The following is a 23108-nucleotide window of genomic DNA, read 5'->3' as shown; positions in this document are numbered from 1 at the left end:
CGGAAAACCCGGGTTGTGTTTGCGCTCGGGCATCTTCGCCAGTCGGAAGTACGGGGGACATCGACAGATGGATATCTTCGAAAGCTTGGAGTCCGAGGTCCGCAGCTACTGCCGCAGCTGGGACACCGTGTTTGAACGTGCGTCCGGCAGCAGCCTCTACAGTGAAGACGGCAGAGAATATTTGGACTTCTTTTCCGGCGCCGGAGCACTGAACTACGGGCACAACAACCCGGTGCTGCTGCAGCCGCTGGTGGACTATCTTCTCTCCGGCGCAATCGTTCATTCACTCGACATGAAAACACCGGCCAAGCGGCGGTTCCTGGAAACCTTCCGGGAGTTGATCCTCGAGCCCAGGAATTTGGACTACAAAGTCATGTTCCCCGGACCGACGGGAACAAACTCAGTGGAGGCGGCCCTGAAGCTTGCCCGGAAGGTTACCGGCAGGCAGCATGTCCTGAGCTTCACCAACGCGTTTCACGGGATGACCCTGGGATCGTTGTCGGTCACGGGCAATTCAATGAAACGGCAGGGAGCCGGCGTCCCGCTGACGAACACATCGAGCATGCCCTATGACGGGTTCTTCAATGGTCAGATGCCGGACTTTCTGTGGCTCCGGCAAGCCCTGGAGGACAGGGGATCGGGCATCGATAAGCCCGCAGCGGTGATCGTGGAAACCGTCCAGGGCGAGGGTGGGCTCAGGGCTGCCCGGGCGTCCTGGCTGCGAGGCCTTGCCGAGCTGTGCCGGGAACACGACATCCTGCTCATCGTGGATGATGTGCAGGCCGGCTGCGGACGGACCGGGACCTTCTTCAGCTTCGAGGAAGCGGGGATCACTCCGGATATTGTCTGCCTGTCGAAATCCATCTCGGGCTTTGGACTGCCTTTGGCACTGACACTGTTCAAACCCGGACTGGATATTTGGAAGCCTGGCGAGCACAACGGAACTTTCCGGGGGCACAACCCGGCTTTCGTCACCGGCGCCGCTGCCCTGGAGCACTACTGGCGGGACGGCAGCTTCCAGTCAAGCGTCGCGGGGCTCAGTTCCCTGCTCCACGAGGGGCTTACCCAGATCGCAGCGGGCGTCGAAGGCGCCGCGGTCCGTGGCCGGGGACTGCTCGCGGGTGTTTACTACCCCAACCCCGAAACTGCGGAGAAGATTGCGGCTGAATCCTTCGCCCGTGGTCTGCTCGTGGAAACGTCCGGACCCGAAGGTGAAGTGGTCAAGACGATGCCCGCGCTGACTATCAGCCCCGAGGATCTTCAGAAGGGACTCGATATTCTCGCTGCAGCCGCGGTGACTGTGACCGGGGAGCCGGTGGCCTTGGGATCAACCATTTGAGCATCCGAACAGGGCAAAACGGCTCAAAGGGGCCAGTGCCCCTTGCAAGAATCGAAGTAGATTTCGGGGAGCAAAATGGGTACCCGCAAGGCAACAGCTTTCAACGACAGTGATCTAGCGGAAACCGACCGGGCGATTCCCCCGGGTAGTGTCATTGTTCAAAAGTTTGGCGGTTCGTCCCTGGCGGATGCCGCGGGTATCCTCCGGGCAGCCGAGCGGATCGCCAAAACACGGACCAACGGCTATCGGGTCGTGGCGGTGGTGTCCGCCATGGGGGACACCACCGATGAACTCTGCGATCTTGCCGCGGAAGTTTCCCCCCGGCCGCTGCCTGTTGACCTTGACGCCCTGCTGAGCATCGGCGAGCTTGTGTCCTCGGCCCTTTTGGCGATTGCCCTGGCGGACCTCGGCCAGCTGCCCCGCACATTTACCGGCAGTGCGGCCGGCCTCATCACCGACAACATCCACGGCAAGGCACACATCACTGATGTCAGGCCGGACCGCGTCCGCAGCAGTCTGGCCCGTGGCGAGGTCCCCATCGTCGCAGGATTCCAGGGCAGGACGCAGAAACGGAACAGGGTGACCACGCTCGGCCGTGGCGGCTCGGATCTCACCGCGGTCGCCCTGGCCGCTGCGCTCGAAGCCGATATTTGCGAGATATACACGGACGTCGACGGCGTCTACACCGCGGATCCCCGGGTTGTCCCGACGGCGCGGAAGATCGAGATCCTCTCCAGCGAGGAAATGCTTGAGTTCGCCGCCTCCGGCTGCAAGGTACTGCACCTGCGGTGTGTTGAATACGCCCGCCGGTTCGGTATTCCGATCCATGTGAGGTCCTCCTTCGTGCCGGAGTCCGGGACGTTGATTCTGCCCGGCCTTGACCGTCATCCACTGCTCCAGCCCGCCAGAGAACAACCCGAGGTGACCGCAGTAGCCGGGGTCAACTCGGCGTCGAAAATCACTGTGGTGGGAATTCCGGACCAGCCGGACAGCATGGCGCGCATTTTGCATGTCCTCTCTCGTTCCGGGGCGCATGTCCAGGCAATTGTCCAAAATACGGCCGGCCCCGGCCCGAGGCGTTCCGACGTTGCCCTGATCGTGCCTGCTGCCCATGCGGGCAACGCCCTTGCTGTGTTGGATGCCGAAAAGGGAAGCATTGGATTTGAAGGTTTGCAGCACGAGGACCGGGTAGGCCGGGTGTCCATTACTGGACTGGGCATGCGGTCTTCCCCGGAAATCTTCTGCACCTTCCTCAAGGCCCTGTCCGACGCCGACGTGGAGCTCGATCTCGTCGACATCTCCGAGACGTCCGTGGGGGCTGTCACGCACGCCGACCGGCTCGCCGATGCCGAGCGCGCTGTCCGGCGGGCCTTCGGCATGACCCCGGCGGACGAGGCAACGGCGGCCGGTCATGAAGGCCATCTCACACCCGCTGTTGGCCCCCCGCTCCAGACGTGGGTCCCGATTTCCGGCCAGGATATGACCCCTGTTCCGGCGGGCGACAGAACTGTGGCACGTCACTTCTAGCGAAGGAGCTAAAGGATGGGCAAGACCGCGAGGACCGGCAACGGCCTCACCAGACCTCCCGAGTTGCGGGGAATCATGTCGATGATCGGCGGCTCGGAAGGCGGAACTGTCCTCACGTCGGCTGCGCCCGATCAGGCCGCTCGCTGGCAGCGGGGCGAGCGGTTGGACCGGCTGTTTGAGGATAGTTGCGACCGCTTGCGGGAACAGGGGCGCGGCGACCAGGTTGCCGTCGATGCGGGGGACGTTGTCCTGACGTACACGGAGCTGGATGAATGGGCGAACCAGCTGGCGCGGCATCTCCTGGTGTGCGGTGCCCGGCCGGGTGATCGCATCGCCCTGCTGTTTGACCAGCCATGGCGGGCCTACGTGGCAATGCTGGCCGTTCTGAAGATCCACGCGGCCTATGTTCCCCTGGACCCTGGGTTTCCCCCTGACCGTCTTCAGTACATTGTCGAGGACGCCAACGTGGCCATGGTCCTGTCTCTGTCCCATCTGAGGGATCTGCTGCCTGAGGTAGCCGCCGTCACGGTGTGTGTCGATGATGTGCGGGCCCAGATCGACGCCGAGGACTCCTCCCGTTTGGGAAGCGCGGACCATGGCGGAACCGAAGATGAGCTGGCATACATTATCTACACCTCCGGCTCGACCGGCCGGCCCAAGGGCGTGGCAGTGGAGCAGGCCAGCATCTGCAATTTTGTCCGGGTGGCCTCTGACATCTACGGGATTGAGTCCACGGACCGCGTGTACCAAGGCATGACGATTGCCTTCGATTTCTCGGTGGAGGAAATCTGGGTTGCCTGGATGGTCGGAGCCACGCTGGTGCCCAAGCCGGGCCGGTCCAGCATGCTGGGTGCCGAACTCGCGGAGTACCTGCAGGAAAAACGGATCACCGCCCTTTGCTGCGTTCCAACGCTGCTGGCCACGCTTGACGAGGACCTGCCCGATTTGCGGTTCCTGCTGGTCTCCGGAGAGGCGTGCCCGAAGGATCTCGTGATGCGCTGGCACCGCCCCGGCCGGCGCTTCCTGAACGTCTACGGCCCCACCGAAGCGACCGTGACTGCCACCTGGTCGGTCCTGGACCCGGACCTGCCCGTGTCCCTCGGAGTGCCCTTGCCCACCTACACCGCGGTCATTGTGGATCCCGCCGGGCTTCGGGCCCTGCCGCGCGGTGAAATGGGAGAAATCGGCCTCGCAGGGGTGGGGCTGGCGCGCGGGTATGTGAACCGTCAGGACCTGACGGAGCGGGCCTTTGTCCCGGATTTCCTCGGAATCGAGAACAACCCGTCCGGCCGGATTTATCGCACCGGGGACCTCGGACGGGTGAACGACGACGGGCAGCTCGAATACTTCGGCCGGATCGATACCCAAGTCAAAATACGTGGCTACCGCATCGAACTGAGCGAAATAGAATCCGTCCTCCTGCAGCTCCCCGGCATTGCACAGGCAGTCGTTCAGACTTATGAGCCGGAACAAGGAACCGTGGAGCTGGCCGCCTACTACACCCTGCGCCAGGACGTGGAGGGCGTGGATGCCCATGACCTCCACCGGATGCTGCGCACCAGGCTTCCCGGATACATGGTTCCTGCCTATTTTGAACAGCTGGATGCCATTCCCATGATGGCCAGTGACAAAGTGGACAGGAAGCGGCTACCCCGTCCCGAACACAGAATCAGCCGGGCGGCCGCGGGGTCCTTCACCGCCCCCACAACCGCCGCCGAAGAGGCCCTGGCCGCGCAGCTTGGCACCGTCCTGAGCCTTGAGAAGGTTTCCACCGATGCCCACTTCTTCAACGACCTTGGCGCCGACTCGCTGTTGATGGCCCGCTATTGCGCCCGCATCAGGAAAGAAACCGCCCTGCCCGCAGCCGCGATGCAGGATATCTATGAGAACCCGACGGTCCGGCAGCTCGCCGCCTGCCTCGAAGCCCGGCACAGTGAATCCGTCCTCAGCGCGGCCGTAGCAGAGACCGACGCTGTACCCCTGGTTCCGATGCCACCACCCAGCACCTTCCAGTTCGTCATGTGCGGGGCAATTCAGTTGCTGATTTTCCTGGGTTACACTTCGTACGCTGCTTCCCTGCTGATTATCGGCTTCCAGTGGACATCCGGGGGCAGCAATCCATTTGACATGTGGCTGCGGTCCATTGGTTTCGGCGCCGCCATGTTCCTGATCCTTTCCGCGACCCCGATCCTCGCCAAGTGGATTCTGGTTGGGCGGTGGAAGCCGGGCAACATCCGAATATGGAGTCTGGCTTATCTCCGTTTTTGGGCAGTCAAGACACTTACCAGGGCAAATCCACTGGTCTTGTTCGCCGGCTCTCCGCTGTATGTGGTGTACCTGCGGCTCCTGGGTGCAAAGATCGGCAAGGGGGTGGTGATCTTCTCCCGGAAGGTGCCCGCGTGCCCGGACCTGCTCAGCGTCGGTGACAACACAGTCATCCACAAGAACTCCTCGTTCCAATGCTATCGGGCACGCTCGGGCATGATTGAAACCGGTCCCGTGATGCTGGGCAGAAATGTCCTTGTGTCGGAGAAAACCACGTTGGACATCGCTACGTCGATGGGAGACGACACTCAGCTGGGACATGCTTCATCGTTGCAGACCGGGCAGGTTGTACCTGGTGGACAAATCTGGCACGGTTCGCCTGCTGCGCGCACCAACACCAATTACCTGCGTGTCCCGCCCACTAATTGCGGCACGCGACGCAGGGTCATTTTCAGCCTTCTCCAGTTGTTCAACCGTTTGGTCCTGGTGGTTCCGGCGGGCCTTCTCGGGCTGGCCGTGCTCCTGCCCCCCTACCTGAGCACGGGACACCTGCAGCCGGGCTCCCCAAACTTTTTCATAGACGTACTAGCCGTAACAGTGGTTCTGTTCGTTGTCGGGCTGATCACCGGCCTGATCATCATCTTCAGCATCCCGCGTTTGCTCAACCGCTTCATCAAGCCGGAAAAGGTCTATCCGCTGTACGGCGTGCACTTCACCATCCAGCGCATGATCGCCCGCGTGTCCAACGTCAAACTGTACAAAGATGTCTTCGGCGACAGTTCGTATATAGTGCACTATCTGAAGGCCTTGGGTTATAACCTCGGCAGGGTGGAGCAAACCGGGTCAAACTTCGGCCCCACACTGGCCCACGAGTCGCCGTTCCTGAGCTCAGTGGGAACAGGAACTATGGTCGCGGACGGCCTCAACATGATGAACGCCGACTTCTCAAGCACGTCGTTCCGTCTCTCGCGGGTCCACCTGGCTGGCCACAACTTTCTCGGTAATGCCATCAGTGTTCCGATCGGATCCAGGGTCGGGGAGAACTGTCTCTTGGCCACGAAGGTGATGATTCCGATCGACGGTCCGATCCGTGCGGATGTGGGCCTGCTGGGGTCACCGCCGTTCGAGATTCCCCGGTCTGTTCAGCGTGACGCCCAATTTGATGAACAGACGATTGCAGAGGCGCGGAACAGCGCTCTCCCGGCAAAGAACCGGCACAACATCCTGAGCATGGTGCTGTTCCTGGCCGTGCGCTGGTTCCTGTTGTTTGTTGCCACGTTTAGCGCCGCCGTTGCCGTGTCGGCATTCAGCTTCCTCGGTGTGCTGGCGATCGCAGCCATGATGCTCACCTTGCTGCTGTTCCGCGTACTGATTGCCGTGCTTGTTGAGCGCTCGGTCATGGGCTTCCGCCACCTGAAGCCGCAATACTGCTCCATCTACGACCCCTACTTCTGGCGGCACGAACGTCTATGGAAGCTGCTGGCCATGCCGGGCTTCAACGGAACCCCGTTCAAGCCCGTGATCTGGCGAATGCTGGGCGTCAAGGTCGGCAAGCGGCTCTACGATGCCGGCGCCAACATACCGGAGAAAACTCTTGTGGCTATCGGTGATGATTGTGCGTTCAATGAAGGAGCCACCATTCAGGGCCACTCCATGGAAGACGGGGCCTTCAAGTCCGACTACATCGTTCTCGGCAACCGCTGCTCCCTTGGCGTGGATTCGTGGATCAACTACGGGGTGACGATGCAGGATGGTTCGTCACTCGGTGCCGACGCCCTCTTGATGAAGGGCGAAGACGTCCCGGAAGATGCAACCTATACCGGCAACCCGGCGCGGGAGGTGACAAGCCCCGTCGCCCCCAAACCGCTCGCGGCCGTGGTTTCTGGGAGCCCTCGCTACGGCGTCCCGCGCCACGGTGGCCCCCGCCACCGGGAAGCCGTCGCGGTACCCGCTGGACTCGTCAGACTCTCGAAGGGAACCTACGCAACTCACGGAACGCACAGGGCTCCCAAGGCAGCGCGGACCCTCGTCAAGCCTAACGTCGAGGCCGAGGACAAGGCAGGGACGCCGGGTTCTGGTTCCTAGTGCGAACTGGTTGGCAGGGGAGCGTCTTCGGGGAAGTCGTCGGGGAAGTCCTCGGTCACGGCCGGCCCGGAATGGCGTCCACGGCGCAGCGACTTCTGCAGTGCCCTGCGCTCGCGCCGGCCTTCCACGAGCCGGTACAGCACCGGGACCAGGATGAGTGTGAGGGCGGTGGAGGAGATCAGGCCGCCGATCACCACGATCGCCAGGGGCTGGGAGATGAATCCGCCGCCGCCGGTCAGGCCCAGCGCCATCGGTGTCAGGGCGCATACCGTGGCGAGCGCCGTCATGAGGATGGGGCGGAGGCGCTGGCGGGCGCCGTGCGTGATCGCGTCCGCCACGTTCATCCCGGGTTCGCCGTTGCGCGGCTGGCGGTACTGGTTGATGAGGTCGATCAGCACAATCGCGTTGGTCACCACGATGCCCACGAGCATCAACATGCCGATCAGCGACGGCAGGCCCAACGGCACGCCGGTCACCACGAGCAGGGCGATTGCGCCTGTCGCGGCGAACGGGACGGAGACCAGCAGGATCAGCGGCTGCACGAGCGATTTAAAAGCAGCCACCATGATCACGTAGACGATCGCGATGGCGGCCAGCAGCGCGAGTCCGAGCTGGCGGAACGAATCGGCCTGCTGCGTCGTGGCACCGCCGATCGTGGCGGTCACCCCGGGCGGCAGCTGGACTGACTTGAGCCGGTTCTGCACCTCGGTGCTGACCGCGCCGAGGTTGGAGCCCGACGGCGTCACCGAGACCCGCGCGGTGCGCTGGCCGTTGCTGGCGGTGATGGAGACGGGGACGTCGACCTGCTCTACCGAGGCGATGCTGCCCAGCGCAACGGCGCCGGCCGCCGTCGGGAGCGGCATGTCCCGGACGGCCTCGATGCTCGTGAAGCGGGTGCCCTCGCCAATCCGGACCGGAAAGTCGTTGGTGTCGATGCGGATCGTCCCGGCCGGAATCGGGCTGATCGTGGCGGCCAGGACCCCGGCCACGCGCTCCTCGTTCAGGCCGGCCGCGACGGCCCTGGCGCGGTCCACTTTGACCTGGACCACCGGCTGGCTGGCGGCCAGGTTGGTGGCCACCTCGCTGCTGCCCGGGACACCGTCCATGGTCTTGACCATCGCGTTACTGGCCGTCTGGAGATCGGCGGTGGTGGCGGCCTTGAGGGTGATGTCCACGGTTGACGAAGTGCCGAAGCCGCCCTGCTGGGAACCGACCGTGATCTTTCCGGCGTCGCCGAGCTTGGAGAGTTCGCTGCGGACGCTCTCCTGGAGCTTGCCCTGGTTGGCTTTCTCGTCCGTCACCACGGTGAACGTCGAATTGGACGCGCCGGAGGAGAGCAGGGCCGAGAAGCCGGTCTGGGCGTTGCCGGTGGTGGCTTGGACGTCCTTGATTCCGTCGATGCGCCGCAGGGTGTCCTCGACGCGGATCGCCGAGGCGCTGGCCTCGTCAAGGCTGGTCCCTGCCGGCAGGGCCTGCTTGACGGTCATGCTGTTCTCGCCGGAGCGGCCCAGGAGGTCGGTGGCGAGCAGCGGGGACATCGCCACGGTGCCGGCAAGCACCAGGGCCGCGGCGACCAGGGTGAGGACCGGGTGCCGCTGCGTGCCGGACAGGACAGGCAGGTAGCCGCGCTGCAGGAGCGTGCTCTGCTCGGCCTCGTGCGCCTTGGTGGCAATGCCAGCGGCAGAAGCCGGAGAGCCGGTGACGGCGGGTGTGCGCAGGAACCAGTAGGCCAGCACCGGCACGATGGTCAGCGAGACCAGCAGCGAGGAGAGCAGGGCGATGGTCACTGTCAGGGCGAACGGCCGGAACAGCGCACCGGCCAGGTCGCCGACGAAGGCGATGGGCAGGAAGACGGCCACGGTGGTCAGGGTGGACGCCGTGATGGCGCCGGCAACTTCGCGGATGGCCGTCCCGATCGCGGTGATCTTGTCCTCGCCATAGCTCAGGTGCCGTTTAATGTTTTCGATGACCACGATCGAGTCGTCCACGACGCGGCCGATCGCGATGGTGAGCGCGCCAAGGGTGAGGATGTTGAGCGAGTAGCCGGTGCCCGAGAGACCGATGAACGTGATCAGCAGGGACAGCGGGATGGACACTGCCGTCACCAGGGTGGCGCGCACGGACATCAGGAACACCAGGATCACCAGGACGGCGAAGCCCAGACCCAGCAGGCCCTCGGTGGTGAGGTCCTTGATGGACTTCTCGATGAACGGCGCCTGGTCGAAGACCGGGGTGAATTTGGCGTTGGAGCCAAGCTCGGCCTCAAGCTGCGGGATGGCGTCCTTGACCGCGTGGGAGATCGCGACGGTGTCGCCCTCGGGCTTCTTGGTCACGGACAGGGCGAGGGTTTCCTTGCCGTTGGTCCGCGTGATTGACGTGCGCGCGTCCTCGACCAGGCTGACGTCCGCCACGCTGCCGATCGTCGCCGCATCGCGGACCGCGCCCAGGGGGAGGGCCTTGATGGCGTCGAGGGAGTCCACCGGGCTGCCGATCTGCAGCGAGAGGGTCTTGCCCTGTTCCTCGATGGTGCCCGCCGGGACCAATGCACCGTTGTTCTTCAGCGCGTCGCTGATGGCCTGGAGGCTCGCGCCCGATGCCGCCAGATCCCGGGGCCGCGGCAGGATCTGGATGTGCTGCGTGGCGCCGCCGGTCACGTCGGCGCCGCGCACGCCGTCGAGCTTCTGCAGCCTGGGGACGCTGAGCCGGGCGAGATCGGCGTTGAGTTCACTGAGCGGTTTGTCCGAGGACACGGCCAGGAAGACGATCGGGAAGTCGCTGATGCTCCCGGCGATCGCCTGCGGCTGCACGTCCTTCGGCAGGGCCTGCTTGGCGTTGGAGATGGCGCGGTCGATCTGGTTCCGGGCACGGTCCAGGTTGGAGCCGTAGGTGAACGCCAGGGAGATCTGTGAGACGCCGTTCCGCGACGTTGACGACGTCGATTCCAGCCCCTCGACGCTGTTCAGCGCCTTTTCCAACGGGGCACTGATCTGCTTGTCCACGACTTCCGGCGACGCACCGGGCATCGAGGAGATCACGGTGATCTGCGGGAATTCGATGGAGGGGATGAGCTCCTGTTTCAGCGAGGACATCGTGATCACGCCGAAAACGCAAGCGAACACCGTGATCAGCGCGATCAGGGCCCGGTTGGCGAGAGACAGCTTTGCGAGCCGGAACATCTCATGGTCTCCTGGTGGGTCGGGGGCGTCCTGCACAACGGGACATCAAAAAACGGGGACGTCACGGGTTGCAGCGGTCCCAAACCAGCAGTGTAAACCAGCCGCGGCCGGGTGCCGGCTTAGTTGCTGGCGGTGACCTGTTCGAGTTGCAGCGTCTTGGCCGTCTCGGCCTCCAGCTTGGCGGCGAGCTCAGGGTTGTCGTTGAGCTTGACGCCGTAGCCGGGCATCATGTCCTTGAGCTTGGACTGCCAGCCCTTGAAGTTCTTCGGGAAGGACTTCTGGAGCAGCTCGATCATGATCGGCACGGCGGTGGACGCGCCCGGGGATGCGCCGAGCAGGGCGCCGATCGTGCCGTCGCGTCCGGCGATGACCTCGGTGCCGAACTGCAGCACGCCGCCCTTCTTCGGGTCCTTCTTGATGATCTGGACCCGCTGGCCGGCGGTGATGAGCTCCCAGTCGCCGTCCTTGGCCTCGGGGTAGTACTCCCGCAGGGCCTCGACCTTGTCCCCGTGACGCTTGGCCACTTCCTTGATCAGGTAGGCGGTGAGGTCCATGTTGTCCTTGGCCACGGCCAGCATCGGGATGATGTTGGAGGGGCGGATGGACAGCGGCAGGTCCAGGTAGGAGCCGCTCTTGAGGAAGTTCGTGGAGAAGCCGGCGTACGGGCCGAACAGCAGGGAACGCTTGCCGTTGACGTAGCGGGTGTCCAGATGCGGCACGGACATGGGCGGGGCGCCGACAGACGCCTGGCCGTAGACCTTCGCACTGTGCCGGGCAGCGATGCTCTCGTCGGTGCAGCGGAAGAACTGGCCGGAGACCGGAAAACCGCCAAACCCCTTGCCTTCCGGGATACCGGAGGCCTGCAGCAGGTGCAGGGCCCCGCCGCCGGCTCCGACAAACACGAACTTCGCGTGGATGGAGCCGTGCTCGCCGCTCCTGGGGTGCTTCAGCGACAGGTCCCAGCCGCCGCCGGACGCGCGCTTGATGTCGCTGACGTTGTGGCCGTAGTTGATCTCCACGCCGTTGTTGCCCAGGTAGGTGGTCAGCTCGCGGGTCAGGGCGCCGAAGTCGACGTCGGTGCCCTCGGCGGCGCGGGTTGCCGCGACGCGCTGCTTGGGGTCGCGGCCCTTGACGATCAGCGGGGCCCACTTGGCGATCTGCGCGTGGTCCTCGGAATACTCCATCGAACGGAACAGCGGGTTCGGCTTGAGTGCCTCGTAGCGGGTGCGGAGGAACTTGGTGTGGTCCTCGCCGATCACGAAGCTCATGTGCGGAACGGTGTTGATGAAGCCCTTGGGGGAGCCGATCAGCGAGTTCGAGACGAGGTGGGACCAGAACTGGCGGGACAGTTGGAACTGCTCGTTGATGTTCAGGGCCTTGCCGGGGTCCACCGAGCCGTCTTTGGCTGCGGGGGAGTAATTAAGCTCACACAGGGCAGCGTGTCCGGTGCCGGCGTTGTTCCACGGGTCGGAGCTTTCCAGTCCGGGCTCGTCCAGACGCTCAAAGAGCGAGATGGTCCAGTTCGGCTCAAGCTGCTTGATGAAGGCGCCGAGCGTGGCGCTCATGATGCCGCCGCCAATCAGGACGACGTCGGCGTGTTGGGTCTTGGAAATGAAAGTCACAATCAGTCTCCGATAGCAGCGGCTCTGGCTGTCACAGAATATCCCGCACCGCCCACTAACTGAAATTGGCCCCGGGCGTCAAGGCCTTAGCTCGACCTTTGTGAAAACTTCATTCAGTACCGGCGACGCCGGGTACTTCAGCACCCGGTCCGAGAGCGCCAGGGCCGAGATCGGGAAGGCAATGGGAACCGCGGGCACCGTGGCCGCGATCTGCCCGTTGATGGTCTGGTACTCCTCGGTGCGGTCCTTGCCGTCCGGCAGGCCCCGGGCCCGGGCGATCTTGGAGAAGACCTGGGGATCCTGGTAACCGAATTCGCCGGTGTTCTCGCCGAAGAGCGGGCCCACGAAATTGTCGGGGTCCGAATACGAGCCGTTCCAGCCGAGCAGGTGCAGGGCGTGGTCGCCCGGGGACGTGACCTTCTGCAGGTAGCCGTCAGCCCAGTCCACCGGTACGGGCTTGACGTTGAGCCCGACGGCGGTCAGTTGACGGCTGATTTCGGCGTACACCTTTTCCGGCGTCGGCAGGTAGGGCCGGGTGACGTTGAGCGGATAGTAGAACTTCAGCTCCTCGCCCTTGTAGCCGGCCTCGGCCAGGAGTTCCTTGGCCTTGCCCGGGTTGTAGCCGAGCGCCGCGGCGTTGTTGTTGAAGCCGCTGAGCTTGGGTGGAACGAACTGGGATGCCTGGGCCGTGTTGTCGATGAAGAACCGGCGGATCAGCGTGTCCTTGTCCAGCGCCATTTCGATCGCCTGGCGGACCTTGAGTTTCTGCAGGATGGGGACTTGCTGGTTCATGCCCAGGTACATCACGGAGAAAGGGTCCCGCTGGATGATCTGCTTTCCGCTCTTGACCAGTTGGTCAAAGTTTCCCACGGTGACGGCGTCGTAGGCGTCGATCTTGCCGTCCAGGAGCGCCTGCATCCGGGTCTGCGGGTGATCGTAGGTCACGAACTTGATGGTGCCGATCTGCCCCTTGTCCCCCCAGTAGTCCTTGTTGCTGGCCAGGGTGACGCTGCCCGAATCCCAGGAGCCGAAAACGTACGGTCCTGTGCCTACCGGGTGGAGGCCGTAAGCGGATACCGGCTGCCCGCCCCGGCTCTGGTTCAGGACGTCAGCGTTCTCCGCGGCGAGGGCCTTGGGCGAAGAGATCGCGAAGGCCGGCAGGGTGAGGGCCTGGAGAAAACCCGTGAAGGGCTGGGTGAGGCCGATCCGCACACTGTCCGGCGCGACGGCGGTGCAGTTCTTGTATATGGACAGCGGCGCCTGGTCCGCATGGGCCTTGAAGACGCCCTTGAAGGTGGTACCGGTGGCCTGTTCGCGGAGGGCCGGTGAGAAGTTGAACCAGCGGTTGAAGTTGGTGCAGACCGCGGCGGCATCGAACGGTGTTCCGTCCTGGAATTTGACGTTCCCGCGCAGCTTGAACTCGTAGGTCCGGCCTTCATCGCTCTGGGACCATTCGGTGGCCAGCAGCGGCGTGGGCTGGCCGGTGGTCTGGTCTACGCCCACGAGGCCTTCCAGTACCTGCCGGGTGACGCGGTAGGACTCGACGTCGGAGACCAGGGCAGGATCGAGCCCGAGCGGCTCCGAGCCAGTGCCGAAGGTGAAAAGCGCGGTAGGTGCCGCGCTGGCGGTGGCAGAGGCGGTGGGGGAGCTGGGTGCCGGGCCGAGGCTGCCCGTGCAGGACGCGAGCGGCAGGACAAGGAGGGCGGCCCCGATGCTGGCGGCAATCCGCCGCACTGTCCTGCTGGGCACTGTACTGCTGGGCACTCGAGAATCACCTCTGGGAACTGGATGGCCCGCCGGCTGCGGACCAGCCCCAGTCTAGTTGACGGCCGGGTCCGCCAGCTCTTGTGGCACACCGCCGCAAGGCGCACGGCAGCGCAAAAAGCGGAGGCCCGCACCTGGTGGTGCGGGCCTCCGCTTCTCCTAGTGGTCCAGGGAGTCAGGCTGGAGCCGGGCAGGAGTGCAAAAGGGCTGACTACTTGGGCATCAGGACTGAGTCCACCATGTAGACAGTGGCGTTGGCGGTCTGGACGCCGCCGCAGACAACGTTGGCGCCGTCAACCTTGAGGGCATCCTTGGTGCCGGTGACCGTCACCGAACCGCCTTCAACCGTCTTGTGGGTGCCGACGATCTGGTCCGGGGTGATCTTGCCGGGGACAACGTGGTAGGTCAGGATCTTGCTCAGCGTGGCGTCGTCCGTCTTCAGGGCCTCGATCGTGGCCGGATCGATCTTCTTGAAGGCGTCATCCGTCGGGGCGAAGACGGTGAATTCGCTGCCGTTGAGCGTGTCCACCAGGTTGACCTTGGGGTTGAGCTTGCCGGACACGGCGGCGGTCAGGGTGGTGAGGACCGGGTTGTTGGACGCCGCGGTGGCTACCGGGTCAAGCGCCATGCCGGAGACGGAGCCGGCACCGCTGGGAACCTGGGCGGCGTAGGCGGCGCAGCCGGAGCCGACGAGGTTGGCGGCCGGATCCATGGCCGCAGCGGAGGCGCTCGTGGAGGGGGAGGCCATGCTGGATTCCGCCGGTGCGGAGGACGGGGCCGAGGAGGCGGGGGCCGACGAGGCGCTGGATCCGCCACAGGCAGTGAGGCTGAGCATGGCGGCAGCTGCGATACCTGCAACGGCGAACGTGGTGTGCTTGATGTTCTGCATTTCGGTTTCTCCTTTGTTGTGCCGATGTTTGCCGGCGGCGAATTTTTGCCGCTGCGGCCCTTTCCCGACTGTTGGGCACCGACCCTTGGTTGGTGTCTCAATGGGTATTCGGCTGCTCGGAGGAAACGGATGGGTGCGGATGTGAAATTCTTTTTGGCGGCGTCAAAACTCCTGAAAAATCCCGGAACAGCGCCGGAAACCACAAGAACCCCGGTCCGAAGACCGGGGTTCTCTCTGTGCGCAAGGGGGGACTTGAACCCCCACGCCCGAAGGCACAGGAACCTAAATCCTGCGTGTCTGCCAATTTCACCACTCGCGCGCGGCGCCGTCGTCGTCGTCCCGGGAAAGAACCCCGGAGGCGGGCGCCAGGCTCTATTGTACCTATTGCCGGTTTACTGGTTGCAACGGCTGCCCGCGGGCGGATGGACCAGAGACCGGGGACTTAGGCGTCGAGTTTCAGGTCCCGGCGAAGTTTGGCGACATGCCCGGTGGCCCGGACGTTGTACTGTGCGACGGCAACCCGGCCGTCGGCGTCGACGACGATGGTCGAGCGGATCAGGCCCTGGTAGGTCTTGCCGTAGTTTTTCTTTTCGCCCCAGGCCGCGTAGGCCTCGGCGACGGAGTGGTCTTCGTCGGAGAGCAGCGGGAAGTTCAGCCCTTCGGCGGCCGCGAACGCGGCAAGCTTCCCGACGGGGTCGGGGGAGATGCCCACGACGTCATAACCGGCGGCCTGAAGCGCGCCGAGGGAATCCCGGAAATCGCAGGCCTCCTTGGTGCATCCCGGCGTGGCGGCTGCCGGGTAGAAGTAGAGCACGGTCTTCCTGCCCCGGAAATCACGCAGGCTGACGTCCTGTCCTTCGGCGTTCTTGAGGGTGAAATCCGGTGCTGTGGCACCGGCGTTGAGTCGCTCGGACACGGGTGTCTCCTTGGTGAGGTTGGTCATGAAGCGGGGTGATAATCCAGCGTAGTGACGCGATCGGCGCCGGACGAATCCGCTGCTGGCTATACTCTTGGGTATGCCTGATATGGATCGCTGGCCCACGGGCCGCCTATTGTCCACGGCAGCACGTCTTGTAGAACACTCCTGGAACGAAAAATTGGGGGCCATTGGCCTGACCCATGCCGGGGTGATCGCCATGGAGGTGCTCTCGGCGAATGGGCCGATGACGCAAGCCCAATTGGCCCAGCTCGTCCGGGTCCAGGCCCAGACGATGGGCAAGACACTGAGCCGGCTGGAAGCGCACGGCCACATTTCGCGGCACCGCAGCACCTCCGACCGGCGCAGCCATGTGGTGTCGCTGACTGACCAGGGGCGCGAGGCGGTTGCCGCGGCCGCCGACATGGAACGTTCCGTGCTCGCCGCCACGCCCATTGACCCCGACGTCCTGCGGCAGGAGCTCCAGGCCGTGGTCAGAGTGCTGGCAACCAAGTCTTCCTCGCCGGAGGCCAATGCCATCGTCACGGCTGCCGAGCCGGGCGCCATTGCCGGGGCCACCCCGCTGAATTAGCCACGCTGCTGTGGGGGAACGGGAACGGGACGGCAGGGTTTCCCGCCGTCCCAATCAGTTCGGTTCTCGAGGCCTTCAGTGGTGACCGGTCACCAGGTGTTCCTGTGGTGGTTGTGTTTCCTATTGTCGTGCCGGTTTCCGTGATGGTCCCAGAACCCGTCCTTGTCATGCCGGCAGCCGTCCCGGCCAGTCCACGAGCCGCTGTGGTCGTTGTCGTCCCGCCAATTGCCATGATCGTCGCGCCAACCCCATCCGTCGGCGTTGTCATGCCACCGGTTCTCCCCATCCCACCAGCCATTGCGCGTGTCGTGCCGGTTGTTGTCCCGCATGTGGTGCCGGTTCACAAAGGACGACTGACTCCAGGAGCTGGCGGAGGCGGTCGAAGTGGTAGCGGCGGCGCTGGCAGGCAGGGCGCTGGCGCCCAGGCCCAGTGCGGCGGTCACCGCGGTTGTTCCAATGATGCGAATAGCCTTGTTCATGAAACTTGGTCCTTACGGAGATCGATTTCCCTGGCCCCGGGGGCGGGCCTCGCAGGCATGCTGCCGGGGGGCCCATGATGTCCGTGTCGGCTGACGCGATCCTCAGTGAGGGCACCGGGAGATCTGAATATCATCTTTGGTGGTCGCGTCGGGCTCTCTGGCCGGCGTTGGTGTCGGTCCGGGTCTGCAGGACCGGTCGCTCCAGAACTGTTGCCCGGAGCACCTTTCCAGTCAACGCCCCTGCATTGACTATCAAAAGGGACTAAAGACCCTGTTTCTGCCGCAATCGGACGGATCGTTTCAGGAGCCAGGATGCTGGCGGTCGGAGCAGCCCCGGCACGTTGGCCGCTGCCTGGATTGACGCTGCCTACACCGTTACGGCCTGGTTCGCCAGGGTGGCGACGATGGCTGACATTTTGAGGCCGGTGAGCACCGCCGTGAGCAAGACGACGCTGATCGTGACCCACACCGGGGCGAGCCCCCGCCGCGGTGCTACCTCGTGGACGATCACGGAGCGGCCAATCACGTAGACCTCCCTGCTGAGGAACACCCACGCCCAGTGGAACGGCCGGACAACGCCGTCCTTGCGAAGCCGGTCCCAGTCCAGGTAGGCCAGGAGGGCGGACACACCGTAGGCCACGAAACTGATTGCTATGAAGAGGAAGTAAGGCGCCGTGAAAATCGATGCCGGATCAATAGTCTGGATCTGCCGCGGGCCCACGGTGCGCAGCCGGAGCACAGGGTTCCAGAACATCAGCAGGATGAGCGGTACGAGCGGCAGGGCCACAATTGTCCAGATGTACGCGTTGTAGACCGGTGTCCGGTCGCTGATGCGCCTGCGCGGCGCCACCGGGTTGCGGGGCGCTGTCGCCTGGAACTGCGGTGCGTTGAACTGGCCGGTCCAGGCCGAACCGTTCCACCACTGAAGCCGGCCCGAGCCTGCCGGGTCCGGATACCAGCCAGGGCCAGGGGCGGATGCGTTGGGCGGGACGGTCATGGCTGTTCATCCTTTGCGTGGCGTGGCGCGCGTTGGCTTCTTCTGTTCCGTGAGAGAGCGTACAGGGGGATGGGCAACTCCATGATTCCCCCATTGGTCGCAGTGGTGCATTGGATGGAGTCTAACCGCGGCCCGTGCCGGCGGGAAGGCCGGCCGACGGCGCAGACCCGTCCGCTGGAACCCTTGGGCCAGCCTGCCGCCCAGGCGCAAAAGGGCAGTCCGGAAGTCTCGACGCGCCAGCCGATCGGGAGGACGATTAATAGGCAATCACCACGAAGGAGGTCAGTGATGTGCTATTCGTACAACAGGGATTCCTGGCGGGATACCAGGAAGGATGCCGCAAAGGATTCTGAGGATCGCCCGGAGACCCGGGCGGAGGCGCCGGAATTCAGGTTCTGGGCCTTCCCCCGCCGCAGCAAGGAGTTCACGGTCGAAGAGCCGGAGAAGGTGCGCGACCGGTCCCGCGAGAAAGTCTGATTAATCGATTTGCATGAGGCGGCCGCTGAGCCACACAGTTCACTGTGACGGTTCGGCGGCCGTTTCATGGTCCGGCGGGCCGGCGGAGGCCAATGGCCGCGGAGAGGCCTATGAGCAGACCGCTGAGCGCCAGCAGGAATCCGCCGGCAAGACTGCCTTGCCCGTCCGGTCCGGGACCAACCCTGCCGGCCGCCGCTGCGGAAGGAATCGCCGTTGCGGACTCTGGGCCCTGGCCAGCGTCTGGCGACTGAGGGGCGGACGTTCCCGCCGTGGCTGGGACCGGAACAGCACCCGTGGCCGGTGGGGTGGGGGCTCCTTGGCTGACGGAGGGGGCGGGGCCCGGCGTCGGCGGAGCCGCGTCCTGTCCGGGGACCTGGCTTTGAGACGGCGGCTGAGACGGTGGTTGGGGCGGCACGGGGTCCGACGTCGGCGCTGTGCTGCCCGGGGGAGTCGCTCTCGGCGCCGGGGAAGCGGACGGTGGGCCCGGCGTCGGTGAGGCGGGGCAGATATTCACGGGAAGAAGGCCGGCAGACTTGCAGGGCGCAGCCGCCGCGGGCAGCGCAACGACCAACGGCGAGACCGCGAGCAGCAGGGCCACAGCGGATGCGTACGAGGCCTTCCGGGTGGAGTTCATCCCTACCATCGTAGGGTTCCACCGCCGGCAGCCGGGCAATCCCGTTCTTTGCGTGTCTTCTTAGCCCGGGCAAGGTCTGCGCTCAGCAAACCATCGCCACTGTGGACCAAGAATCGGTAGGGTGAGCCATGAGCACCGGGCAGCGACAGCGAGCCCCGTTCCCCGCCAAAGACCCCAAGCATCCGGAGATCTGACTCATGCCGACCACTGAGGGCCGCAAGCGAATGGAACCGCGGATGACTCGCGGCTCCTGGAAGTTCAGCGCCTGGTCCGCCGCCGGGCTTGCCGTGATCGGTGCTCTGCTCGCCTTCAACAAGTTCTGGTCGGAAAATGGCTTCGACGCCCTCTCCTTCTGGGTCTACATGGCCATGTTTGCGCTGGGCGTGATCCAACTCGCGCATCTGCTCCGGGTCCGAAGAAGCGACGCACCCTTTTGGGACGAGGAAGAGGGCCGCCGAGCCGACTGGGACCAACGGGGGCGGCAGCTGTAGGACCGGCTCCGGCCGCACAGCTGACCTGGCATTCACCGCGGCAAGAATCTCCAGCGGCGGCCCTGGAGGGCAAGCACAATGGTCCAGGCGATCGGAGCCAACGGGGAGGCGGACTCACCCAGGAATGCGAGGACCGCAAAGACGATCCAGAGCCCACCGGCGATGACGGAGAGTACGACAAGCGCCTTGCGGGTCATCACGAAGGCGGGCATGTCGACACCTTCGGATCGCAGGGCACGGGTTTCAGCGGCTGCTCCCCGGATCAGGGGGACGAAGCTCGCATGGGCCAGCGGCCGGTCGCAGGGCCTTCCACTCCGGGCGCTCAGGTCGAGGTCAGGAGCTCTCCCAGTATTTATCGCCCACAGCTTCGAGATACAGGGTCAGGAACTCGGACAGCGTCGACGCCGCCAGTGGCCAGTCACTGCGCGGGTCCAGGGGCTGTGCGACCAAGACGCCGCCGTTGGCTTCCAGTACCAAGAGGCCCGTGTCGCCAAGGAACTCGCCGATGACTGCGTCGCTCGGCACAAAGTCTTTCGGTCGGCTCGCTCGCTCGGCGTTGGTGCGCGCTGCCGCCGTCGCAGGTTCCAGAATGTGGAGGCCCCATTGGCCGTAGTCGATGTCCTGGAACAGCCACGCCTCGCGACTTGATAGCCAGAGTTCCTCCAGCCCGGGCAAAAGTGCGTGGGCGGCCCAAGCCCCTGAGACTTCGTCGAGGGAGGCTCCTGGCTCCACCTTGCTGGCGAGCCGGAATGGGTTCGACCCGACTCCGACTCCGTCGCGAGGCTCGGTCCAGTTACGATACGGATCGAGGGCAGCATTTACGGTCGGCATCAGTAGTCCCTCCACCACGCGTTGGGCTGGGTCCGATGCTCGTCCAGCGGAGTCCGCACCAGGCTCGTCAGCCTCACTGGCCCGTGACTTTGATTCCGGCGACCGCCCCGGTCCAGGCGCCGGTCGGGTCCGGGCGGGTCAACTGGGCGCTGACGTAGCCCTTCTGCAGTTGGACGACCTGCGATTGGATTCGCGAGCAATCGACCTCGAACACCGTGTGCTCTGTTCCGCCCAGCGAGTTCTGGGAGAGGAAGATCTGGGCATGCGGGATGCCCACGCAGGCCGCGGTGACTGTGTGCGGACCGGCGACCGTCACCGTTGCGGCCTTGGTGAAGCCAACCCCTGGCCCGTCCGCCGGACCGGCGTCGGAGAGGAGCACGGATCCTGGCGCCTCGGCCAGGCGCTTATGCAGCTCGGCGTAATTGCTCGCTTCCACGCCCAGCACCCCCGGATCTTTGGTCGGGGCGGCGGGCGCCGGGCGGCGGCTTTGCCCGGCCGCCGTCGGCCGCGGATCGCCCTCGTCCTCGTAGGCGCAGGACGCCAAACTACCGGCGAGCAGCAGGCCAACAACGTATGCCGCAGCGCAGCGGACTGTATTCGTTCCCCCAGGACCAGACATGGGCCGAGTCTACGGTCAGTGCCCTGAATGGCAAGTCATCCCGGCCCGGCCGGTCGGGCATCCTTCGCCAACCTGATTACGAGTCTGGTCTGCGCAGCAGCCCGCATCCGGCCCGCTACGGCGTCGTCGCCGGCTCCTTTTCGCCAACAAAAAAGAAACCCCGCCTCGCAGGCCGCTAAGCCTGCGAGACGGGGTTTCTTGCTGGTGCACCCCCCGGGACTCGAACCCGGAACCCATTGATTAAGAGTCAATTGCTCTGCCAGTTGAGCTAGAGGTGCATCTGTTGTTTTCGTTCACCGGGGCTTTTTATTTCCCGCGTTGTTCTCCGCAACGACATGAAACTCTACACGAGATTGGCTGTCGTGTGAAATCGAGGGGCGCGGGATGGTCCAGGTCAGCCGGGGAGGTTCAAAATCAGCGCGAAATCAGGGTTTTGCCCATTGCTGAGGAGCCACAGGCGCCCGTCAGGAGCGAGTGAAACGTTGCGCACCCGGCCATACTTTCCTGTGAAATAGCTCACAGGATCTCCGGCGAATTCGCCGTTGAGGGGAACGACCCAGAGCCTTTGGCCGCGCAGGGCGCCCAGGTAGGCGGTGCTGCCGACAATTTCGAGTCCGCTGGGGGAAGACTCCGCCGTCGACGGCCACACCACCTTGGCGTCCAGGAAGTCGGGGCGGTGCGGGGCACCCGTTACCTCGGGCCAGCCGTAGTTGCCGCCCGGCACGATCAGGTTGAGCTCGTCGTTGACGTCCGGGCCGAATTCGCTGGCCCACAGCCGGCCCGCGCTGTCCCAGGCCAGTCCCTGGACGTTCCTGTGGCCGAAGCTGTAGACGGGGTTATCGCCGAACGGGTTTCCGGGTGCCGGCCTGCCATCCGGAGTGAGTCGGAGGATCTTTCCGCCCAGCGCCGCGCGGTCCTGCGGCTGCTCCCGGCGCTGCGAATCGCCCGTCCCCACATACAGGAAACCATCGGGCCCAAAGCGGATCCGGCCGCCGTTGTGCGTGCCGGCCTTGGAAATGCCGGTGAAAACCGGTTCCAAGGCACCGAGCTCCAGCCGGCCGCCACGTTCCTCCAGCCGCATGCGGGCGATTCTGTTGTCCGCCGCCGCGGTGAAGTAGGCGTAGAGGTAACGGTCCGACGCGAAGTTGGGCGAAAGGGCAAGGCCCAGGAGGCCGCCTTCGCCGCCGGGCACGACGCCGGGCACCTTGCCGACCGTACCGAGCTGTCCGTCTTTGATGGTCCTGAGCAGTGCTGTGTCGCGCTCGGAGATGACCGCGGTGCCGTCGGGTAGATGGACCGTGGACCACGGCAGTTGCAGCCCATTAATCCGGCCCGCAACCGTGGGCTCACCCGCTGCCCCGGCCGTACCCGCTGCGCCGGTGGCAGTGCGGTCTCCCGGCTGAACCACGGGCGAGGTTGAGCCGCCGGTACAGGCACTCAGGAAAAACACGGCAACGGCCAGTGCGGTGGCCCGGGCCACCGCACTGAAGAAGAAGCGCCTGCCACCGAAGCGCCTGCCGGTAATGCGGACGAGCATCAACGGACGCGATGAGAACGGATGGGTCGGCCGACCGGACTGCCGGCTACTGCCGTGTCCGGCGCGGCGGCCGAAACCCGGCTGCTTCGGCGTGGGCCGGGGAGGCAAACCACACCTCAGCCCGGGTTTCTTCATACGCCGGGCTGGTCTCGTCGTGGTAGATCATCGACGAGGCATTGCCCTTGACTGTGAAACCCTCAGGGCCGCTTCCGTCGGCGGCCGGAGCCGCTGACCCCTCGCCGTAGGGCTGCTCAGTGGCCAAATGGCCGGTGGGCTCGGCCGTTTGGCTGGCGGAGGCCCCGGCCCCTGCCGGCGAGGCTGCCATCTGCGTCGTTTCCGTGTCGCCGGGACCCGTGGGCTGTGTCCCGGCGTCGGGTAGTCCGGGCATCGCCGTGCCGGTGCCGGTATCAACGCCAGTGCTGGTTGAAGTGGCCGTGCCGGTAGCGGTGTTCTCGTCGTCGACTGGTTCCGCGGCTGCCGATTCGGCCCCGGGCAGAGTCGGCGCGTGGGGCTCAGTGTATTCCGGGTGGTGGACGGGCAGGCCCGCCGCGCCAGTCTCCGCAGCACCGCCAAGCTCGGCGGCCGTCACAGCGTGCGCACCGCGGGCCGGCTCAGCGTGGGCCGCGGCGGTGTGTGTCTCCGCCGGCGGGGCGGTCTCGGACCACTGGGTCTCCCACTCGGCATTGCCCGGGGCGCCCGTTGTTTCCGGGGCGGCCTCGGCGCCCGGCTCGATGGTCGGGGCGGCGGTGGCCGCTGCGGGCCCGGTCGCCTCGGGGGCAGCCGTGGCCTCCCTGGCCGGTGCGTCTGGCTCAGGCGCAGACGCTGCACCGGGCGCGGCCATCGCGGCCCCGGCGGCCGCCGTCGGACC

General features: G+C 65.1%; 18 protein-coding genes and 2 tRNA genes. 6 read left to right on the top strand and 14 right to left on the bottom strand.

The annotated features are described in order from the left end of the window. Positions 1-67 precede the first annotated feature (67 nt). The 3 genes from ectB (at position 68) to Y706_RS0100315 (ending at position 7216) form a co-directional block, all read left to right on the top strand. On the top strand, positions 68-1339 hold the full coding sequence (gene ectB, locus Y706_RS0100325; RefSeq protein ID WP_028275042.1) for a diaminobutyrate--2-oxoglutarate transaminase: 1272 nt from the start codon (positions 68-70) through the stop codon (positions 1337-1339). Positions 1340-1414: 75 nt separating this feature from the next. Next, positions 1415-2866 (top strand): aspartate kinase, encoded by a 1452-nt coding sequence (locus Y706_RS0100320; RefSeq protein WP_028275041.1) that lies wholly within the window; start codon positions 1415-1417, stop codon positions 2864-2866. Positions 2867-2881: 15 nt separating this feature from the next. Next, positions 2882-7216: a Pls/PosA family non-ribosomal peptide synthetase gene (locus Y706_RS0100315; RefSeq protein ID WP_028275040.1), complete on the top strand. Its 4335-nt coding sequence runs from the start codon at positions 2882-2884 to the stop codon at positions 7214-7216. Here the strand turns inward: Y706_RS0100315 and Y706_RS0100310 are convergent. The 6 genes from Y706_RS0100310 to bcp all read right to left on the bottom strand — a co-directional run bounded on the left by Y706_RS0100310 (position 7213) and on the right by bcp (position 15583). Then, positions 7213-10392 carry an efflux RND transporter permease subunit gene (locus Y706_RS0100310; protein WP_028275039.1) on the bottom strand — a complete coding sequence of 1060 codons (3180 nt, stop codon included), beginning with the start codon at positions 10390-10392 and terminating at the stop codon, positions 7213-7215. The genes Y706_RS0100315 and Y706_RS0100310 overlap by 4 nt on opposite strands. Positions 10393-10511: 119 nt before the next feature. Then, positions 10512-12014: a malate:quinone oxidoreductase gene (locus Y706_RS0100305; RefSeq protein ID WP_028275038.1), complete on the bottom strand. Its 1503-nt coding sequence runs from the start codon at positions 12012-12014 to the stop codon at positions 10512-10514. A 78-nt stretch (positions 12015-12092) separates the two neighbouring features. Continuing rightward, complete coding sequence (locus Y706_RS0100300; RefSeq protein ID WP_028275037.1) at positions 12093-13763, bottom strand: ABC transporter substrate-binding protein; 1671 nt, start codon at positions 13761-13763, stop codon at positions 12093-12095. Positions 13764-13989: 226 nt separating this feature from the next. Further along, positions 13990-14667, bottom strand: a complete 678-nt coding sequence (locus Y706_RS0100295; protein ID WP_028275036.1) for a fasciclin domain-containing protein — start codon at positions 14665-14667, stop codon at positions 13990-13992. Positions 14668-14904: 237 nt separating this feature from the next. Continuing rightward, positions 14905-14986 (bottom strand) — tRNA-Leu (locus Y706_RS0100290). A 123-nt stretch (positions 14987-15109) separates the two neighbouring features. Then, positions 15110-15583 (bottom strand): thioredoxin-dependent thiol peroxidase, encoded by a 474-nt coding sequence (bcp, locus tag Y706_RS0100285; protein ID WP_028275035.1) that lies wholly within the window; start codon positions 15581-15583, stop codon positions 15110-15112. Positions 15584-15692: 109 nt separating this feature from the next. Here bcp and Y706_RS0100280 point away from each other — a divergent pair, with 109 nt between their 5' ends. Beyond that, entirely contained in the window at positions 15693-16175 is a 483-nt protein-coding gene (locus tag Y706_RS0100280; protein ID WP_043433894.1) for a MarR family winged helix-turn-helix transcriptional regulator, read from the top strand. A gap of 89 nt (positions 16176-16264) precedes the next feature. Here the strand turns inward: Y706_RS0100280 and Y706_RS0100275 are convergent, their stop codons facing one another. Further along, positions 16265-16654 carry a hypothetical protein gene (locus Y706_RS0100275; RefSeq protein ID WP_028275033.1) on the bottom strand — a complete coding sequence of 130 codons (390 nt, stop codon included), beginning with the start codon at positions 16652-16654 and terminating at the stop codon, positions 16265-16267. 367 nt (positions 16655-17021) lie between these two features. Further along, positions 17022-17651 carry a DUF2510 domain-containing protein gene (locus tag Y706_RS0100270; protein WP_028275032.1) on the bottom strand — a complete coding sequence of 210 codons (630 nt, stop codon included), beginning with the start codon at positions 17649-17651 and terminating at the stop codon, positions 17022-17024. A 288-nt stretch (positions 17652-17939) separates the two neighbouring features. On the opposite strand from Y706_RS0100270, the gene Y706_RS0100265 reads away from it, so the two are divergent. Continuing rightward, entirely contained in the window at positions 17940-18128 is a 189-nt protein-coding gene (locus Y706_RS0100265) for a hypothetical protein (protein WP_028275031.1), read from the top strand. Between the two features lie 870 nt (positions 18129-18998). Then, entirely contained in the window at positions 18999-19253 is a 255-nt protein-coding gene (locus Y706_RS0100255) for a hypothetical protein (RefSeq protein ID WP_052354943.1), read from the top strand. 32 nt (positions 19254-19285) lie between these two features. Here the strand turns inward: Y706_RS0100255 and Y706_RS0100250 are convergent, their stop codons facing one another. From Y706_RS0100250 to Y706_RS29045, 6 genes are all read right to left on the bottom strand, one after another. Then, a complete protein-coding gene (locus Y706_RS0100250) occupies positions 19286-19465 on the bottom strand; it encodes a hypothetical protein (protein WP_028275029.1) in 180 nt (59 codons plus the stop codon). Between the two features lie 121 nt (positions 19466-19586). After that, complete coding sequence (locus Y706_RS22715; RefSeq protein ID WP_052354942.1) at positions 19587-20084, bottom strand: hypothetical protein; 498 nt, start codon at positions 20082-20084, stop codon at positions 19587-19589. 73 nt (positions 20085-20157) lie between these two features. Continuing rightward, on the bottom strand, positions 20158-20703 hold the full coding sequence (locus Y706_RS0100240; protein ID WP_028275028.1) for a hypothetical protein: 546 nt from the start codon (positions 20701-20703) through the stop codon (positions 20158-20160). A 202-nt stretch (positions 20704-20905) separates the two neighbouring features. Further along, a tRNA-Lys gene (locus Y706_RS0100235) sits at positions 20906-20981 on the bottom strand. A gap of 116 nt (positions 20982-21097) precedes the next feature. Then, positions 21098-22240, bottom strand: a complete 1143-nt coding sequence (locus Y706_RS0100230; protein WP_173403040.1) for a PQQ-dependent sugar dehydrogenase — start codon at positions 22238-22240, stop codon at positions 21098-21100. A 46-nt stretch (positions 22241-22286) separates the two neighbouring features. Then, positions 22287-23081, bottom strand: coding sequence for a sunset domain-containing protein (locus Y706_RS29045; RefSeq protein ID WP_253906657.1), 795 nt, complete (start codon positions 23079-23081; stop codon positions 22287-22289). Positions 23082-23108: the final 27 nt, after the last annotated feature.

This window comes from Arthrobacter sp. I3 (genome assembly GCF_000520575.1).
GTDB classification, from domain to species: domain Bacteria; phylum Actinomycetota; class Actinomycetes; order Actinomycetales; family Micrococcaceae; genus Arthrobacter; species Arthrobacter humicola_A.
The sequence above is the reverse complement of the archived record's forward strand: the minus strand, read 5'-3'. Positions and strand labels throughout refer to the sequence as shown.

Bases quoted from the DNA above. Each gene is read 5' to 3' on its own strand.
- ectB (WP_028275042.1), top strand. From the start codon at position 68: ATGGATATCTTCGAAAGCTTGGAGTCCGAGGTCCGCAGCTACTGCCGC.
- Y706_RS0100320 (WP_028275041.1), top strand. From the start codon at position 1,415: ATGGGTACCCGCAAGGCAACAGCTTTCAACGACAGTGATCTAGCGGAA.
- Y706_RS0100315 (WP_028275040.1), top strand. From the start codon at position 2,882: ATGGGCAAGACCGCGAGGACCGGCAACGGCCTCACCAGACCTCCCGAG.
- Y706_RS0100310 (WP_028275039.1), bottom strand. From the start codon at position 10,392: ATGTTCCGGCTCGCAAAGCTGTCTCTCGCCAACCGGGCCCTGATCGCG.
- Y706_RS0100295 (WP_028275036.1), bottom strand. From the start codon at position 14,667: ATGCAGAACATCAAGCACACCACGTTCGCCGTTGCAGGTATCGCAGCT.
- Y706_RS0100280 (WP_043433894.1), top strand. From the start codon at position 15,693: ATGGATCGCTGGCCCACGGGCCGCCTATTGTCCACGGCAGCACGTCTT.
- Y706_RS0100275 (WP_028275033.1), bottom strand. From the start codon at position 16,654: ATGAACAAGGCTATTCGCATCATTGGAACAACCGCGGTGACCGCCGCA.
- Y706_RS0100270 (WP_028275032.1), bottom strand. From the start codon at position 17,651: ATGACCGTCCCGCCCAACGCATCCGCCCCTGGCCCTGGCTGGTATCCG.
- Y706_RS0100265 (WP_028275031.1), top strand. From the start codon at position 17,940: ATGTGCTATTCGTACAACAGGGATTCCTGGCGGGATACCAGGAAGGAT.
- Y706_RS0100255 (WP_052354943.1), top strand. From the start codon at position 18,999: ATGACTCGCGGCTCCTGGAAGTTCAGCGCCTGGTCCGCCGCCGGGCTT.
- Y706_RS0100250 (WP_028275029.1), bottom strand. From the start codon at position 19,465: ATGCCCGCCTTCGTGATGACCCGCAAGGCGCTTGTCGTACTCTCCGTC.
- Y706_RS22715 (WP_052354942.1), bottom strand. From the start codon at position 20,084: ATGCCGACCGTAAATGCTGCCCTCGATCCGTATCGTAACTGGACCGAG.
- Y706_RS0100240 (WP_028275028.1), bottom strand. From the start codon at position 20,703: ATGTCTGGTCCTGGGGGAACGAATACAGTCCGCTGCGCTGCGGCATAC.
- Y706_RS0100230 (WP_173403040.1), bottom strand. From the start codon at position 22,240: ATGCTCGTCCGCATTACCGGCAGGCGCTTCGGTGGCAGGCGCTTCTTC.
- Y706_RS29045 (WP_253906657.1), bottom strand. From the start codon at position 23,081: ATGGCCGCGCCCGGTGCAGCGTCTGCGCCTGAGCCAGACGCACCGGCC.